The organism is Actinoplanes awajinensis subsp. mycoplanecinus, assembly GCF_001509495.1.
Classification (GTDB): Bacteria; Actinomycetota; Actinomycetes; order Mycobacteriales; family Micromonosporaceae; genus Actinoplanes; species Actinoplanes palleronii.
Map to the genome: position 1 here is coordinate 58,395 of NZ_LLZH01000294.1, position 15,297 is coordinate 73,691.

Consider the following 15,297-nt stretch of genomic DNA (forward strand, 5'->3'; position numbering starts at 1 on the left):
TCTACCTCCCAGTCGGGATCTACCGGTAGTACCGGGCCTGCCCCACGAGCGGGGCGAGACCCAGCAGGAACAGGGCCTGCAGCGCGAGGACGCTGCCGAGATGAAGTGCCGCGTCGACGCCGACCGCGGTCGGCGGGCCGAACAACGGGCTGACGCCGAGCAGGGCACCGACGCCCACGTGTGCCGCGACCGCGGCCAGCAGCGACGCGCAGAGCCAGACGTGGCGTTCGAAGCCGGCCAGCAGGAACCCGGCCAGGTACGCGCCGCCGAGCACCACGTGCGCCGCGGTCATCAGCACGCCGCCCGCGGTGAGCCGGCCGGTGGCGGCGAACCAGGCGACCAGCGCGAGGGCCGGGACCGTGGTCACCGCCAGGCAGGCGATCGTGTCCCGGGCGATCAGCCGCCACACCGCCGCCCGGAACGCGGCGGGCCGCTCGATCCGGCGGGTCAGCCCGACGACCAGGCGGTGGAACCGTTCGGCCCGCCACTCGACGAAGCCCATCACCATGATCAGCGGCACCACCGACGCCGCCACGTCGAAGCGGGTGAGCAGGTACGGCGCCTGCGCGTGCAGCAGCAGCACCGCGGAGCAGAACCCGTAACAGGTCACCCCGGCCAGGCCGGAGCGGTGCGCGCGCAGCACCGCCCGCCCGGACGGTTCGCCGTCCGCGCCACGGCCCCGGGTCGCCACGAGCGCCACCACGAACGCGGCGATCAGCCCGGCCACCGCGATCGTGACGGCCATCGGCCGCAGCGACGGCCCGCCGAGCAGGTACGCGCCGCCGGCGAGGACCGCGGGCAGCATGGTCGCCGCCAGCCGCTCCTCCTGGCGGTAGAAGACCAGGACGGTGCCGGCCATCTGGTACGCGAGCTGGCCCGCGGTCAGCAGGATCAGCGCGGCCCCGCCACCGGCCGACACGACCACCACGACCCCGGCCACCGCGCCGGCCAGCGGCGCGCCCAGCGTGGTGCCGGCCAGCAGCCGGGCGGTCGCCCGTAACCGGCCGGCGCCGAGCAGCTTGTACGCCGCGTAGGCCGCGGTGCCGGAGTACATCCAGCCCAGCCCGCCGGCCAGGGCCAGGGCGAGCACCAGCGACCGCTGCCCGAAGACCGCGAGCACGGCCGGGAAGACCGCGCTGGGCAGCGCGTAGAGCGGGCCGTGCGCCAGCACCCGGACCCGTTCCCACCGGCCGCGGTGCGCGGCGGCCGGCGCCGGCTCGTCCGGGATCTGCGGACCGAGCCGGCTGTAGACCTCGGCGGCCAGGGCGAACACGTCGGTGAACCCGTACTCGACCCGGGCGATCCGGTCGGTGCAGCCGTCCGCCTCCAGGGCCGCGGCGACCTGCAGCCCGTCGACGGCCTTGCGCAGCCGCGGGCGCATCCGGTCGACGAGTTCGTCGAGCGGGTCGGTGGAGATCTGCGGCAGCACCACCGGGTGGCTGGGCGGCGCGGGGTGCTCGCCGGCCGCGAACCGGCGCCCCGCCGGGTGCTCGCGCCGCGGCCCCGGTGGCGGGCGCCGCGGCTCCTCGGCCGGCTCTCCGGAGGGCGCCGAGGGGCGCAGCCGGACCGTTTCGGCGCCGACCTCCAGAACCACCGTCTCGTCCACGTCGCGGGCGCTCATCGGGCGCCCTCGTTGATCGGGAAGCCGGGTGACCGCTGCTGCGGCGGCCGGACCCGGCCCCGGGCCTGCCCGCGCAGGTGCCGCGGCGGCTGCCCGGCGCTCAGCGGCGCGGCGAGTCCCTCGTAGACGTTGCGGTACATCTGCAGCGACTGGCTGAGCGTGAAGTGGTCCAGCACGCGCTGCCGGGCCGCGGCGCCCAGCCGCAGGCGCAACTCGTCGTCGCGCAGCAGGGTCAGGCAGGCCTTGGCCACCGCGGCGTGATCACGCGGCGCCACCACGATCCCGGTGTCGCCGACCGCTTCGGCCACCCCGCCGACGTTGGTGCAGACCGTGGGCCGGCCGCAGGCCATCGCCTCCACCACGGTGTACGGGAACCCCTCGGAGATGCTGGTCAACGCGACGATGTTGCCCGCGTGGTAGGCGTCGACCGCGTTGCCGATCCGGCCCTCGAGCACCGCCGCGCCGGTCAGCCCGAGCTCGTCGATCAGCTGCCGGCAGGAGTCCAGGTAGTACTGGTTGACCGCCGGGGTGCCGCCGAAGATGCGCAGCCGGGCGGTCGGCATCTCCGCGCGGACCTGGGCGAACGCGCGGATCAGGGTGTGCAGGTCCTTCAGCGGGTCGATCCGGCCCATGAACGCGATGGTGGGTGTCTGCGGCTCCTGCAGCGCGGCCGGGAAGTCACCCGGCTCGACGCCGTTGTACATCGTCCACATCCGCTCCGGGTCGGCGCCGTTGTGCAGCTGCCAGCGCCGGTTGTACGCCGAGTGCGGCGCCAGCACGTCGGAGGTCAGGTACGCCGCGCCGGCCAGCGACCGGAAGAAGCTCAGCACCAGCACCCGCACCGCGTGCGAGGCGTCCTCCTCCAGGTACGACATGTAGCGTTCGCGCAGGTAGATGCCGTGCTCGCTCATCACCGACGGGGTGCCGTGCCGCCATTTCGCGGTCATCGCGACCAGGGTGGAGAGCCCGTTCATCGAGCAGTGCACGATGTCTGCCTCGACCACCGGGGCGCTCAACGGCCGCAGCATGTGCTCGATCAGCCAGGTGGCCTGCAGCGCGTCGGCCAGCGTCGGCGCCGGCCCGGACTCGCCGACGCGCAGGTCCCGCCACGCGTCGACCATCATGCCGAGCGCCTGGTTGGACATCAGCGCCGCGCTGAGGTCGCCGCCGTCGGCCGCGTACTCGTAGAGCCCGCGCAGCGCGAGCAGGAACAGGCTGCGGTTGGCCGCGCCCTGCTCCGTGGTGGTGGTCTCCAGGGGTGTCACCAGGGCACGGAGGAAGACCTCGTACGACTGGGTGAACGCGGCGCCGGGCCGCCCCCGGCTGCCCCGCCGGGGGCGGTAGTCCTCGGGACCACCGCCCCACAGCGGGACCGAGTGCACCCGGTCCAGGTTCTCCGGAACCGGGAAGACCGGCTCCTCGCTGCCGTCGACCGTCAGCGCGACGACCTGCCACCGGTAGTCCGGCATACCGCGGATGAGCTGCTCGCACCAGATGCTGACGCCACCCATCGCGAAGGGGTACGTCCCCTCCGACACCAGCGCGATCCGCACGTGTCACCCGCTTCCGGCCGGTCCGCCGCTCAGACCCGCGGAGCCGCGGTGAGCGTCACGGCGGTGTTCGCCGTCAGCGTCACGGGGGCCGTGACGTCACTGCCGTACGAGGTGGAATTGGCCGCCTGGACCCCGCCCACCTGGACCGTCCCGGCCAGCGGCGAACTCACCGTGACCGTCCCGGCGACCCGGTCGTAGACCGCGTCGACGCCGCCGGCGAGCTGCGCGAAGTGCGCGTTGCGCACCCGGGTGTACGCGCCGATCGCCGACCAGTCGGAGTTCAGCAGCGGCACCGCGTAGTACGTGTCGTACTTGGTGACCACGCGCTGCACCCAGTCGCCGAGCAGCGAGCCACCGCTGCCGTAGTCGTAGACGTTGCCGATGTGGAAGGTGTGCGTGTTGATCCCGCCGGCCGCCACGTGCTGCAGCGCGACGTCCGCCTCGTAGTCGACGATCTGCTCGTAGGTCCGGTCGGTCGGCCAGTACGGGAAGCGGCCGTTCGGCCCGTAGAAGGAGTTGTAGAACGCGGTCTCCTCGGCCGGCGTGGTGACGAAGTACGCGATGTTCGTCGGCCAGTCGGCCACCACCGAGAGGCTCGTCTCCAGCGGGTGGGTGAGGCTGGTGTTCAGGTGCGGCGGCTGGTGGCTGGCGAACGACATGTTGCCGTGCAGGTACGACACGCCCAGGTCCTTCGCGGCCTGCAGCAGGTTCGGGTTCGAGCCGGCCAGCCCGTGGTCCACCGGGACGCCGGTGTCGTCGTTCGGGTCGACCGTGTAGACGCCGAGGCCGGAGTACTCCGGGGTCTTCAGCACGTCGTCCGGCGCGGTCAGGCCGATCGCGGCGCCGGCCACCCGGTTGTCCCGGATCTCGGCGTACGTGGTGGCGTAGTCGGTCTGGTTCAGCTCCGGGTGGTTGTACGTGTGGTTCAGCCACCGGAAGTGCGTCGCCAGGCACTTCGTCGTCGCGGTCAGCTCGGCCGTCCCGCCGTTCGGGCTGCACGTGTTGCCGGCGAACGGGTCGATGTCGCTGCCGTTGAACGCGAGGTTGTAGGTGAACCCGCCGGCCAGCGGATGCGCGGTGCGCAGTGCGCTCTGCTGGCTGTCCAGGTTGACCATGTCGTGCGCGGTCAGCTGGAAGCCGGGCGTGTACTCGATGTGGCCGTCCGCGTAGTAGTGCTCCGAGGTGTTGAACCAGTCGTCGACGTCGACGTTGAGGTGGTGCCGCTGCTCACCGAGGAACAGGCCCTTGCTGGTCCACCGGAACAGGCCGTAGACCAGCAGGTCGGACTGGAGCAGGTACTGGTTCAGGGTGAAGGTGAGCGCGATCCGCTCCCGGCCGTCGGTGGAGGTGGCCCGCACCCCCAGCACGTCGGCGCCGCTGGTGGCGATCGCCTCGGCCGAGCACCCGGCGGTGATCCGGGTGCGGTAGACGTACGACTGCACCACCGGGATGGTGACGCCGGCCTTGAGGTAGTCGAAGACACCCGCCCCGGCCGTGGTCAGGTTGACGTTCAGCGGGGTGTCGCCGACCGCGGTCTCCCCGGCCGAGGTCAGGCAGTAGTCCTCCGGCCAGGTGCCGTAGCTGGTGTAGAGCGCGGCCTGGCGGACGCCGAAGTTGCGCTCGTACGCCCAGAGGATGTTCCACTCGGTGCCGTCCAGGCCGTTGAGGTAGCTGCCGCCGGACGCGTACACCAGCATGCTGTTGGTCAGCAGGATCGCGTTGTACTTGCCGGTGCCGTCGGCGCGGGCGAGCGTGTCGGTGGTCAGCGGGGTGCTGGCGGTGTAGAGCACGTCGTACGCCGCGCCGACACGGTCGAGCGTGGCCTTCCACGTGGGCACGCCGAAGTCGTCGGTGGTGGTGGCGACCACGAGCGCGCGCAGCGCCACCCGGTCGGTGCCGGCCGCGAGCTTCGTGGTGGCCGCGCTCGGTGCGTGCACGGCCACCCGGCCGGTACGCCGTGGCAGCGGGGCCGGGCGGGTCGCCGCCGGGCGGGCGACCTCGCCGTAGCCGGGAACCCTGGGCGCGATCGCGCCGGGTTTCCTGGGCGGGGATGGTTGCGCGGCGACCGGGGCCGGCAGGGCGGCCACCAGAAGGCCGGCACCGAGCGCGGCGAGGAGTGCACGCATCGGGCGGCGGCGCGGGACAGGGGCAGGAGTCATCGGGCGTCCTCCAGGACGAAACAAACGAGGGAGCGGTGCCACGATGGGCGCGGGCCGGGCTCAGTCGTTCCTCAGGGATGGGCCGACGGCGAGTCTAAGCAAGATTTAAGGATTTTCCGGCCATTGATAGCGGACATTTTGTTTGCTGCGCCGGAGCGTTGACGTCGAGTGCCGGTCGATGCTAGCGAATCGTTTCAGCCAGGGCAGTGAACGGTTCAGCAATACTCGCGAGACCTCTGATCCGTGACCTGACGTGCGATTTCCGTACCGGGCCGGTAACTCGCCATTAACAGCGCCGTGACAACCCCCGGAGGGTCGTCACTGGACCGCATTTCGTCCACTTTGGTACCGGTCTCACCGGAAAAACTGCCGATAGCACGCTTTCTCGCAGGAAGAACAAACAGTCCTTAAAGGAGTCTAAAAGCAATCGAGCGATGACTCAAAGTGTTCACCGGGCGGTCAGCAGGCGTCCACACGCCCGGAGAAATGCACGACGACGTGCGCCGGTGAAGGTCCCCGCGAATGCGCCGCCGGGGCCTCGTCCGAACGGACAATATTTTCCTATGTTCGGGCCTGTCGACCCGTTATTCCCATTGATTTACGTCAATTAATAAGGTACAGCCTCGATCACTGCGTACGGTGGCGTCACCGGCGTGGCCGCGACACGGCGCAAACCGGCCCGGGCCAGCAGGTCGTCGAACTCGGTCAGGGTGCGTTCCCGGCTGCCGGCGGTGGCGAGCATGGCGATGTCCATCAGCGGCGCGATGCCGGCGGCGTGGTCGTCGATGAGGATCTCGGTGATCACGATGCGCCCGCCGGGCCGCAGGGCATCCCGGCAGTTCACCAGGATGCGGACGCCCTCGTCGTCGGACCAGTCGTGCAGGATGAACTTCAGCAGCAGGATGTCGCCCGCCGGGACCTCGGCGAAGAAGTCGCCGGCCACCGCGGTGAGCCGGTCGCCCAGGCCCCGCCCGGCGGCCGCCGCCCGTGCGCCGGGCAACGCGTGCGGCAGGTCGAGCACGATCGCCCGCAGGCCGGGATGTCGCTCCAGCAGGGCCAGGGCGAACGAGCCGTGCGCGCCGCCGACGTCGACCACCGTGCCGGCGCCGGCCACGTCGATCACCTCGACCGCGGCCTGGATGACCGGCGCGGACATGCTCGTCATCGCGGCGCCGAAGAGCGCGCCCTCGTCCGGGTGCGCGGCCAGGTAGTCGAAGAACGGCATGCCGAGCGCCTGCGCGGTCTGCGCCTCGCCGCTGCGGATCGCCTCGGGGATCCGCGCCCACGTGCGCCACAGGACCGGGCTGGACTGGGACGCGGCCAGGTCCCGCAGCGACATCGGCGCGTCGCGGTGCAGGACCGCGAGGACCTCGGTGCCGGCGAAACCCTTCTCCGCGTACGTCACCAGGCCGATCGAGGCGCAGGCCCGCAGGAAGCGCGCGGTCGCCGCCGGGTCCGCGCCCTCGGCCTCGGCGATCTCGGCCGCCGTGCGGGGCCCGTCCGCCAGATGCTCGGCCAGCGAGAGGTCGACGGCGGCGCGGGCGGCCTGGGCCAGCCACGGGCCGATGATGAACCCCATGGCGGTCTCATAGGGACTTCCTGCCATGCCCGGCAACTTAGCGCCACCGGCCACGCTCGTCAGCCCGGCATCAGACAGTGCGAAAATCCGCCCGCTGCGCCGTTCGGCGCAGCGGGCGGTCGCGACTCGCGTCAGCGCTGGACGCGGGCCTTACGGATTCCGGTACGCAGGGCAGGCGCCCCGTCGACCGGCGCCGGGTCCTCGGCGGTCGGCGCGATGCCACCGGCCGCGACCCGGTCCAGCGTGCGCAGGCCGCGCGGCGTCACCGCCCCGAAGATCGAGTAGTTCGGGCGCAGCGCGGAGTCCCCGTACACCAGGAAGAACTGACTGCCGTTGGTGTCCGGACCGGCGTTGGCCATCGCCAGCACCCCGCGGGCGTAGAGCCGGCGCACCCCGGTCGGATCGGTCGGCGCCGGCGGCAGATCGGCCGGCAACTCGTCGCGGTAGCGGTAGCCCGGGCCCCCTTCGCCGGTCCCGCTCGGGTCGCCGCACTGCAGCACCTTCAACGTCGGGTACGCGGTGAGCCGGTGGCAGACGGTCCGGTCGTAGAACCGGTGCTGGACCAGGTGCAGGAAACTCTGCACCGTGCACGGCGCGGCGGCCCGGTCGAGCACCAGCGGGATCCGCCCCAGGTCGGTCTTCAGCAGCACCGAGACGGTGCCCCGGTCCGGAGTCCGCTTCGGGTCGCGCGGCAACGGCACCGGCCGGGCGGCGGGCTCGTCGGGCGTCGGCGTGTACTGGCACGGCCCACTGGTCGGCCCGGTTGCCGGACCACCGGCCGGGCCGGCGCTGGTCCGGCTCGCGGCCGAGGCGGGCGCGGCCACCACGACCAGCGCCACCAGCGCGGCGGCGGCAACCGTCAGAGATCGATGAAACTGGACCACACTGTCCTCCACGAATCGACTGCCGCCAATCTAACCGACGCGCCGCCCCGGGCCCGCCCCGCCGCGAGCGGTCACCAGGTGACCGGGAGGGCCTTGAGGCCGTAGGCGACGCCCTCCATCGCGAACGGGACCTGCTCGAACGGCACCGCGAGCGCCAGCGTCGGGATCCGCCGGTAGATCGTGGCGTAGGCGACCTGCAGCTCGACCCGGGCGAGGGACTGGCCCAGGCACTGGTGCACGCCGTAGCCGAACGCGTGGTGCGAGCGGGCCGGGCGGGTCAGGTCCAGCTTCTCCGCGTCGGGGAACTGCTCCTCGTCCCAGTTCGCGCCGGACAGGTCGAAGATGATGCCGTCACCGGCCCTGATCGTCTCGCCGTGCAGGTCGATGTCCGCGTCGGCGATCCGGCGGATCCCGGAGTGCACGATGGTCAGGTAGCGCAGCAACTCCTCGACCGCGTTCGCGACGAACTTCGGGTCGTCGCTCCGCTCGCGCAGCAGGGCCAGCTGGTCCGGGTTCCGCAGCAGGGCCAGGGTGGCCAGCGAGATCATGCTGGCGCTGGTCTCGTGCCCGGCGATCAGGATGGCCGAGCTCATGATGACCGCCTCCTGATGGGTCATCTCGCCGGCCTTGACCCGGCCGCCCATCTCGGACATCACGTCGTCGGCCGGGTCGTCGATCTTCCTGAGCAGCAGCGCGCCGAGGTACTCGCCGAGGGCCCGGCTGGCCGCAGCGGTCTGCTCGGGTGTCGACTCGTGGCTGATCGCGACGGTGCTGTTGGTCTGGAAGAACTCGTGGTCCTCGTACGGGGCGCCGAGGATCTGCGTGATCACCAGGGTCGGCACCGGCAGGCCGATCGCCTGGACCAGGTCGGCGGGTTTCGGGCCGGCCAGCATCTCGTCGACCAGCCGGTCCACGACCTCCTGGATCCGCGGCCGCAGCGCCTCGACCCGTTTGACCATGAACGGGGCGTTGACCGTGCGGCGCAGCCGGGTGTGCTCCGGCGGGTCGGTGTTGGTGATCAGGTCCGGGTGGTGCGGCGCGCCGGCCGCCCGGCCCCGGGTCATGTGCGGATAGCCGGCCCGCTTCTCGTCGGTGCTGATCCGCGGGTCGTTGAGCAGCGCCCGCTGGTCGGCGTGCCGGGTGATGAACCACGGCGTGCTGCCGTCCCAGATCCGGACCTTGCCGACCGGGGTGTCCCGGGTCATCTCACGCACGACGGCGGCCGGCGCGAACGGGCAACCCGGCTCGCGGGCCGCCGGATAGTCGGGGGCGGAGGTGCTGTCGGACATGGGTCTCCTCGAGGTCGTGACGGCACGGCGAAGACTGATGAATCCATCCCAACAGGGCCGTCTGCCAGAACCCGGACAGGAACCTGACGGGAGCCGGACGTGGCGCGGATCACTCCGGGCCGCCCGGTTCACTCGGCGGCGTCGTCCAGGGCCATCGTGTCGAGCAGGGTGCCGGCGATCTCCGCGGCCGGGGCGGCGAGCCGGTTGTTGAGCCGGAAGAAGAGTTCCTGAGCGGCGGCGGCGGGCCAGTCCCGGGGCAGGTGCGGCAACGGCAGCCGGGGATCGCGGCGGATCACGTCCAGCCAGTCCGTCACCAGGTGCAGCTTGGCGGCGAGCGGATCGCCGGGGACGGACGACTCCCACCGCGTACCGAAATCGAGGTAACGCGCCGCGAGGGCCGGCAGATCGTACGCATGGGAGATCATCTCGGCGACGTCAGTCGTCGGGTCGGCCTGGGCATGGAAGATCCGGATGTGCGGTCCGGCACCGAGGTCCGCCAGGACCGGCTGGAGCTCGGGGTGACCCGGCGCGATCCACAGACCGCCCTGCACCGGGCCGAATCCCGCCCACGCGAGCTGGGCGCGCAGGTCGTGGCGTTCCCGGCGGCGCTCCGCGGGCAGCGAGAAGGCCAGCAGCGTCCAGGTGCCGTCCCAGTCGTGGTTGACCGCGCCGGTCCGCCACAGCCGGACCGAGCCGTCGCGCAGGATCCGGGTCGAGCGGCCGGTCAGTCCGAAGTACATCCGGCGGCCGTGCCGCTGGCGGCGCAGCAGGCCGCGGGCGGCGAGCCGGGTCAGCGTGGACCGGGTCGCCTCAGCGGAGACACCGGCCCGCCCGAGCACCTCGATGACGCTGCCGGAATAGACGCAGACACCGCGGTCGAGCAGGTGGTCACCGAGGAAGGTCAGCGTGATCGCGGAGGCCGAGGACACGGTCGCACGCTACCGGCGGTGTTGGCGGCATGTGCAGCGATGTCGGGCAGTTTATTGACCAGTGTCAAAATCGCGCCTAACTTGGCCGCACGCATTCCTTCATCGGTAAAGATCGATATGAAGAAAGCGGGCGACATGAAACGCCTTCTGTCATCCCTCGCCGCGCTCCTGCTCCTGGCACCGGCCGCCTGCGGTGGCGGCGACGACGGCACCGACGGCGCCGGGACGCTCAAGGTCGGCGCGATCCTGTCGCTGACCGGCAACTACGCCCCGCTCGGCAGCGAGGACAAGAAAGCCGTCGAACTCGCCGTCCAGCAGATCAACACGGCCGGCGGCCTGCTCGGGCGGCAGGTCGAGCTGCTCGTCCGGGACGACAAGTCCCAGCCCGAGCAGTCCGTGCTCGGCTTCAACGAGCTCAAGGGCGACGTCGTCGCGGTGATCGGCTCGCCGTTCTCCAACTCGGCGCTGGCCACGATCCCGCAGGTGGACCGGGCGAAGATCCCCTACGTCTCACTCACCCCGGCCGACGAGCAGGTCAACCCCGTTCATCCGTACGTCTTCGTGGTCCCGGCCACCTCCGCCACCTACGCCGACCGGATCCTGCAGTACTACCAGGCGCAGAAGTACACCAAGGTCGCCGTCGCCCACGACAGCCGCAGCTCGTACGCGAACGCCGGCACGGCCGGGATGCGGGCCAAAGCCGCGCAGTACGGCATCACCCTGGTCGCCGACGAGGAGTTCCAGACCACCACGACCGAGTTCAGCGCGGTGCTCAACCACGTCAAGGCGGCCGGGGCGCAGGCGCTGACCGTCTGGTCCACCGGCGCGCCCGCGGTCGCCTTCGCCAAGCAGTACGCCACCGCCGGTGTCGGCCTCCCGCTGATGTTCACCGGCTCGCAGGCCAGCACCCTGTGGCTGAAACCGACCGGCGCCGCCGCCGAGGGGGTGTTCGTGGCCAGCTCGATCGCGGTGGTCGGCGACGCACTGCCGGCCGGCCCGCAGCGGACCGCGATCGACGAACTGTCCACGCCGTTCACCACCCAGTACGGCTACCCACCGCCGCAGTTCGCCGCGGACGGCTACACCGGCGTGAAACTCCTGGCCGCCGCGATCACCACGGCGGACAGCGCGGACCCCGGCAAGATCCGCGACGCGTTCGAGGGTCTGAACCTGACCACCCCGAACGGCACCTACCGGTACTCCGCGACCGACCACGCCGGACTCACCGCCGACTACATCTCGATCAACACGGTGAAGGGCGGAAAGTTCGTCGCCACCGAGTGGGCCCTGTCGAAGCTGGCCAAGTGACAGCGCTGCTCACCGTCACGAACCTGAGCCGCCGGTTCGGCGGCGTGCACGCCCTGCGCCGCGTCTGCCTGGACGTCGCGCCCGGCGAGACCCACGCCGTGATCGGGCCGAACGGCGCCGGCAAGTCCACGCTGTTCCGGCTGATCGGCGGCCAGCTGACCGCGAGCGCGGGCGGAATCGTCTACGACGGGCAGCGCATCGACCGGCTGCCCCCGCACCGGCGGGCCCGGCTCGGCATCGCGATCGCGTTCCAGGACGCCCCGGTGTTCCGCGGGATGACGGTCGTCGAGAACGCGATGGTCGGCGCGCACGCGGTCACCCGGGCCGGGCCGCTCTCCGCGGTGCTGCGGCTCCCCCGGCACCGGCGCGAGGAGAAGGAGATCCGTACGGCCGCGGCCGCCGCCCTCGACCGCGCCGGGCTGGCCGCGTGGGCCGACCGGCCCGCCGAGGACCTGCCGCTCGGCCGGCAGCGGGCCCTGCAGATGGCCCGCGCGCTGTGCGGCCGGCCACGGCTGCTGCTGCTCGACGAGCCGGCGTCCGGGCTGCGCGGCCCGGAACGCACCGCGCTGGCCGGCCTGATCGAGGAACTGCGCGCCGAGGGCCTGTCGATCCTGCTGGTCGAGCACGACGTCGGCTTCGTGTCCCGCCTCGCCGACCGGGTGACCGTTCTCGACCTCGGCCGGGTGCTCGCCACCGGGCCGTTCCCCGAGATCCGCACCGACCCCGTGGTGATCTCCGCGTACCTGGGCGCTCCCGCATGATCGTCGAGGTACGGGACCTGGTGGTCCACTACGGCGCGGCCACCGCCCTGGACGGGGTCAGCCTGTCGGTGGGCGAGGGCGAGATGGTCGCGCTGATCGGCGCGAACGGTGCGGGCAAGACCACGCTGGTGAACACGGTGTGCGGCGTGAAACAGGCATCGGGCGGGCGGATCGACGTACACGGGAATCTGGCTCTGGTGCCGGAGGGGCGGCACCTGTTCGCCTCGCTGAGCGTCGACGACAACCTGCGCCTCGGCGCCTGGCGGCAGAAGAAACGCACCACCGGCCACGTCTACGACCTGCTGCCCGGGCTGACCAAGCTGCGGAACCGGCCGGCCGGGCGGCTCTCCGGCGGGGAGCAGCAGATGGTCGCGCTCGGGCGGGCGCTGATGGCCTGCCCGGACCTGCTGGTGATCGACGAGATGTCGCTCGGCCTGGCCCCGAAGATCGTCGCCGACCTCGCCGCCCACCTGCGCGACCGCAACACCACGGACGGGCTCGCGGTGCTGCTGATCGAGCAGAACGCGCAGCTCGCCCTGGACCTGTGCGCCCGCGCCTACGTCCTGGAGGCCGGCCGGGTCGTCGCCGAGGGACCGTCCGGCGAACTGGCCGGCAGCCCCGAGGTCGCCGCCGCCTACCTGGGCCTGGAGGCGTGATGACGGAACTCGTCGGCTACCTGATCACCGGCGTCGGGGTGGGCTGCGCGTATGCCCTGCTCGGCAGCGGTCTGGTGGTCATCCACCGGGTGACCCGGGTGGTCAACTTCGCGCAGGGCGGGTTCGCGGTGCTGGCCGCGCTCACGGTCACCACGCTGCTCACGGCCGGCCTGCCGCACGGTCTCGCCGAGTCGCTGGCGGTCCTGCTGGCGACCGGAATCGGCCTGCTGACCGGGATCGTCGCGATCGGCAGACCCGGGACCACACCCCAGGCCGCGTTGATCATCACCCTCGGGCTCGGCGTTCTCGCGTACGCCGTGGAGATCTTCCTCTGGGGTGACCAGCCGCGCTCGTTCCCCGGGCTGCCCGGCTCCACCACGGTGCTCGGCGCCCGGGTGCAGACCCACTACCTGCTGATCATCGGGGTGACCGCGGTGATCCTCGGCGCGACCGCGCTGCTGTTCGCCCGCACCGACCGGGGCCGGGCGCTCACCGCGACGGCCGACGACCCGTACGCGGCCCGGGTCGTCGGGATCGACGTGGCCCGGATGGGGCTGCTCGCCTTCGCGCTCGGCGGTGCGCTCGGCGGCCTGGCCGGTGTGCTGGTCACCCCGGTCCAGCAGGTCAGCTTCGACAGTGACGTGGTGCTCGTGGTGAACGGGTTCTCCGCCGCGATCCTCGGCAACCTGACCCGGCCCGGCCTCACCCTGGCCGGCGGGCTGCTGCTCGGGGTGGTGCAGGCCCTGGTCGGGGGCTATCTGAGCACGGCGTACCAGACGGAGGTGGCGTTGATCTTCATGCTCGGGGTGCTGATCCTGCGCTCCTCCTCGGCTCGGGTCGAGGAGGTGACGGCGTGAAGTGGATCATCGCGCTGGCGGCGGCCGCTGTCGTGCCGTTCTTTCTCCCGCCGGGCCAGCTCACCGTCTACATCCTGCTCGGGCTCTCCGCGATGGCGGTCGTCGGGCTGTCGCTGCTGATGGGCTATGCCGGACAGGTGTCGCTCGGGCAGGCGTCGTTCACCGCGATCGGGGCGTACACCGCCGGGCTGCTCGCCGTGCACGGCGCGCCGACGCTGCTCGGGCTGCTCGCCGCTCCGCTGGTCGCGGCGCTCGCGGCGGGGCTGGTCGGTGTGCCGATCCTGCGGTTGCGCGGGCATCAGCTGGCGTTCGCCACGCTGGCCCTGCAGCTGATCCTGCTGTCGGTGCTCGGCGACGCCGACTGGGCCGGTGGCGCGGTCGGGTTGCAGGGGCTGCCGTACCTGTCGGTGGGTGGCTTCGAGCTGAACCAGGACCGGGACTACGCCTGTCTCGTGCTGGCCGGGGTGGTGCTGACCACGCTGATCGCGTCGGCGCTGGTCCGCTCCCGGGTCGGGCGCGGGCTGCGCGCGCTGGCCACCGCGCCGGTCGCGGCCGGGGCGAGCGGGGTGCCGGTCGGGGCGTACCGCTTGCTGGTCTTCGCGGTCTCGGCCGCCTTCGCCGGCTTCGCCGGCGGGATCTACGCGTTCTACGTGGGCTATCTGGCGCCGGGTTCGTTCCCGGTGCTGCTCTCTGTCGAGTACGTCGTGATGGCCGTCGTCGGCGGCCTCGGCAGCATCGCCGGCGCCCTGCTCGGCGCCACCCTGATCACCCTCGCCGTCCAGCTCCTCACCACCCTGGCCACCCAGCCCGGCATGCCGAGTTACGCCCCGAGCGTCCTGTCCTACGCGGTGTACGCCCTGCTGCTGATCGCCGTCGTCCGCTACGTCCCGAAGGGCATCGTCCCCGCCCTCCTCCTTCGGAAGGGCATCCTCGCCACCTTGCACCGGAGGTCATCGTGAACCGTCTGCTCGCCGCGTTCCTGGCACCGGCCCTGCTCGCACCGGCCCTGTTCGCCGGGCCCGCGCAGGCTGCCGCGCCGGTCACCCACTACACCGGCACGCTCGCCGACGGCGCCACCTGGATCGCCGACGTGCCCGCCGACTGGCACGGCACGCTGATCCTGTTCAGTCACGGCTTCGGCTCGCTCACCGCCGCCGACGCGCCCGACCCGGCCACCGGGCAGGCCCTGCTCGACCGCGGCTACGCCCTGGTCGGCTCCTCCTACGACCCGCACGGCTCACTCTGGGCGCTGGAGAGCGCGGCCCGCGACCAGTTCGCCGCGCTGGCCGCGCTCGAGGCGATCACCGGACCGGCCCGGACCACGATCGCGGTCGGCCAGTCGATGGGCGGCCTGGTCAGCACCCAGGAGGCCGAGCACGCCCGCGGCGGGCTGGACGCCGTGGTCTCCGCCTGCGGGCTGCTCGGCGGCGGGATCGACCTGAACAACTACCAGCTGGACGGCGAGTTCGCGCTGTCCCGCCTGCTCGCGCCGGACCAGGACATCCCGCTGGTGAACTACCCGAGCCCGGCCGACGGGGCGGCCGCCGCGAGCCGGCTCAGCGCGCTGGCGTCCGCGGCACGCGGCACGGCGGCCGGACGGGCCCGGGTCGCGCTGGGCACCGCCCTGCTGACCATGCCGACCTGGTCGGCCGGGCAGCAGTCGCCGCCGGCCGACCCCGAGGGCATCGCGCAGGCCCAGTA

The 15,297-nt window shown here is 72.2% G+C and carries 12 protein-coding genes; 5 read left to right on the forward strand and 7 right to left on the reverse strand.

Going from position 1 to position 15,297, the window contains the following annotated elements; all coding sequences use genetic code 11:
- Nucleotides 1–19: 19 nt before the first annotated feature.
- From ADL15_RS33725 to ADL15_RS33755, 7 genes are all read right to left on the reverse strand, one after another.
- Complete coding sequence (locus ADL15_RS33725) at nucleotides 20–1,621, reverse strand: hypothetical protein (protein WP_067699604.1); 1,602 nt, start codon at nucleotides 1,619–1,621, stop codon at nucleotides 20–22.
- Nucleotides 1,618–3,174, reverse strand: a complete 1,557-nt coding sequence (pelF, locus tag ADL15_RS33730) for a GT4 family glycosyltransferase PelF (RefSeq protein WP_067699606.1) — start codon at nucleotides 3,172–3,174, stop codon at nucleotides 1,618–1,620. Before pelF ends, ADL15_RS33725 begins: the two co-directional genes overlap by 4 nt.
- 29 nt (nucleotides 3,175–3,203) lie before the next feature.
- Nucleotides 3,204–5,333 carry an Agd3-related carbohydrate-binding protein gene (locus ADL15_RS33735; RefSeq protein ID WP_067699612.1) on the reverse strand — a complete coding sequence of 710 codons (2,130 nt, stop codon included), beginning with the start codon at nucleotides 5,331–5,333 and terminating at the stop codon, nucleotides 3,204–3,206.
- A 607-nt stretch (nucleotides 5,334–5,940) separates the two neighbouring features.
- Nucleotides 5,941–6,939, reverse strand: coding sequence for a methyltransferase (locus ADL15_RS33740; protein ID WP_157441771.1), 999 nt, complete (start codon nucleotides 6,937–6,939; stop codon nucleotides 5,941–5,943).
- A 104-nt stretch (nucleotides 6,940–7,043) separates the two neighbouring features.
- On the reverse strand, nucleotides 7,044–7,796 hold the full coding sequence (locus tag ADL15_RS33745) for a peptidylprolyl isomerase (RefSeq protein ID WP_232344723.1): 753 nt from the start codon (nucleotides 7,794–7,796) through the stop codon (nucleotides 7,044–7,046).
- A gap of 71 nt (nucleotides 7,797–7,867) precedes the next feature.
- The gene (locus ADL15_RS33750; RefSeq protein ID WP_067699615.1) at nucleotides 7,868–9,085 is read right to left on the reverse strand and encodes a cytochrome P450; all 1,218 of its coding nucleotides are present in this window, start codon (nucleotides 9,083–9,085) and stop codon (nucleotides 7,868–7,870) included.
- 128 nt (nucleotides 9,086–9,213) lie between these two features.
- A complete protein-coding gene (locus ADL15_RS33755; protein ID WP_067699617.1) occupies nucleotides 9,214–10,014 on the reverse strand; it encodes a PaaX family transcriptional regulator in 801 nt (266 codons plus the stop codon).
- Nucleotides 10,015–10,149: 135 nt separating this feature from the next.
- Between ADL15_RS33755 and ADL15_RS33760 the strand changes: the two genes are divergently transcribed.
- The 5 genes from ADL15_RS33760 to ADL15_RS33780 are packed head-to-tail and all read left to right on the forward strand — an operon-like array spanning nucleotide 10,150 to nucleotide 14,555.
- Nucleotides 10,150–11,322 (forward strand): ABC transporter substrate-binding protein, encoded by a 1,173-nt coding sequence (locus ADL15_RS33760; protein WP_067699846.1) that lies wholly within the window; start codon nucleotides 10,150–10,152, stop codon nucleotides 11,320–11,322.
- A complete protein-coding gene (locus ADL15_RS33765; protein ID WP_067699620.1) occupies nucleotides 11,319–12,083 on the forward strand; it encodes an ABC transporter ATP-binding protein in 765 nt (254 codons plus the stop codon). The genes ADL15_RS33760 and ADL15_RS33765 overlap by 4 nt, the downstream gene beginning before the upstream one ends.
- A complete protein-coding gene (locus ADL15_RS33770; protein ID WP_067699621.1) occupies nucleotides 12,080–12,739 on the forward strand; it encodes an ABC transporter ATP-binding protein in 660 nt (219 codons plus the stop codon). Before ADL15_RS33765 ends, ADL15_RS33770 begins: the two co-directional genes overlap by 4 nt.
- Nucleotides 12,739–13,596: a branched-chain amino acid ABC transporter permease gene (locus ADL15_RS33775; RefSeq protein ID WP_067699623.1), complete on the forward strand. Its 858-nt coding sequence runs from the start codon at nucleotides 12,739–12,741 to the stop codon at nucleotides 13,594–13,596. Before ADL15_RS33770 ends, ADL15_RS33775 begins: the two co-directional genes overlap by 1 nt.
- Complete coding sequence (locus ADL15_RS33780; protein ID WP_067699625.1) at nucleotides 13,593–14,555, forward strand: branched-chain amino acid ABC transporter permease; 963 nt, start codon at nucleotides 13,593–13,595, stop codon at nucleotides 14,553–14,555. Before ADL15_RS33775 ends, ADL15_RS33780 begins: the two co-directional genes overlap by 4 nt.
- Nucleotides 14,556–15,297: the final 742 nt, after the last annotated feature.

Coding starts and splice junctions, on each gene's coding strand:
- ADL15_RS33750 (WP_067699615.1), bottom strand. CDS start 9,085: ATGTCCGACAGCACCTCCGCCCCCGACTATCCGGCGGCCCGCGAGCCG.
- ADL15_RS33735 (WP_067699612.1), bottom strand. CDS start 5,333: ATGACTCCTGCCCCTGTCCCGCGCCGCCGCCCGATGCGTGCACTCCTC.
- ADL15_RS33775 (WP_067699623.1), top strand. CDS start 12,739: ATGACGGAACTCGTCGGCTACCTGATCACCGGCGTCGGGGTGGGCTGC.
- ADL15_RS33740 (WP_157441771.1), bottom strand. CDS start 6,939: ATGGCAGGAAGTCCCTATGAGACCGCCATGGGGTTCATCATCGGCCCG.
- ADL15_RS33760 (WP_067699846.1), top strand. CDS start 10,150: ATGAAACGCCTTCTGTCATCCCTCGCCGCGCTCCTGCTCCTGGCACCG.
- ADL15_RS33725 (WP_067699604.1), bottom strand. CDS start 1,621: ATGAGCGCCCGCGACGTGGACGAGACGGTGGTTCTGGAGGTCGGCGCC.
- ADL15_RS33770 (WP_067699621.1), top strand. CDS start 12,080: ATGATCGTCGAGGTACGGGACCTGGTGGTCCACTACGGCGCGGCCACC.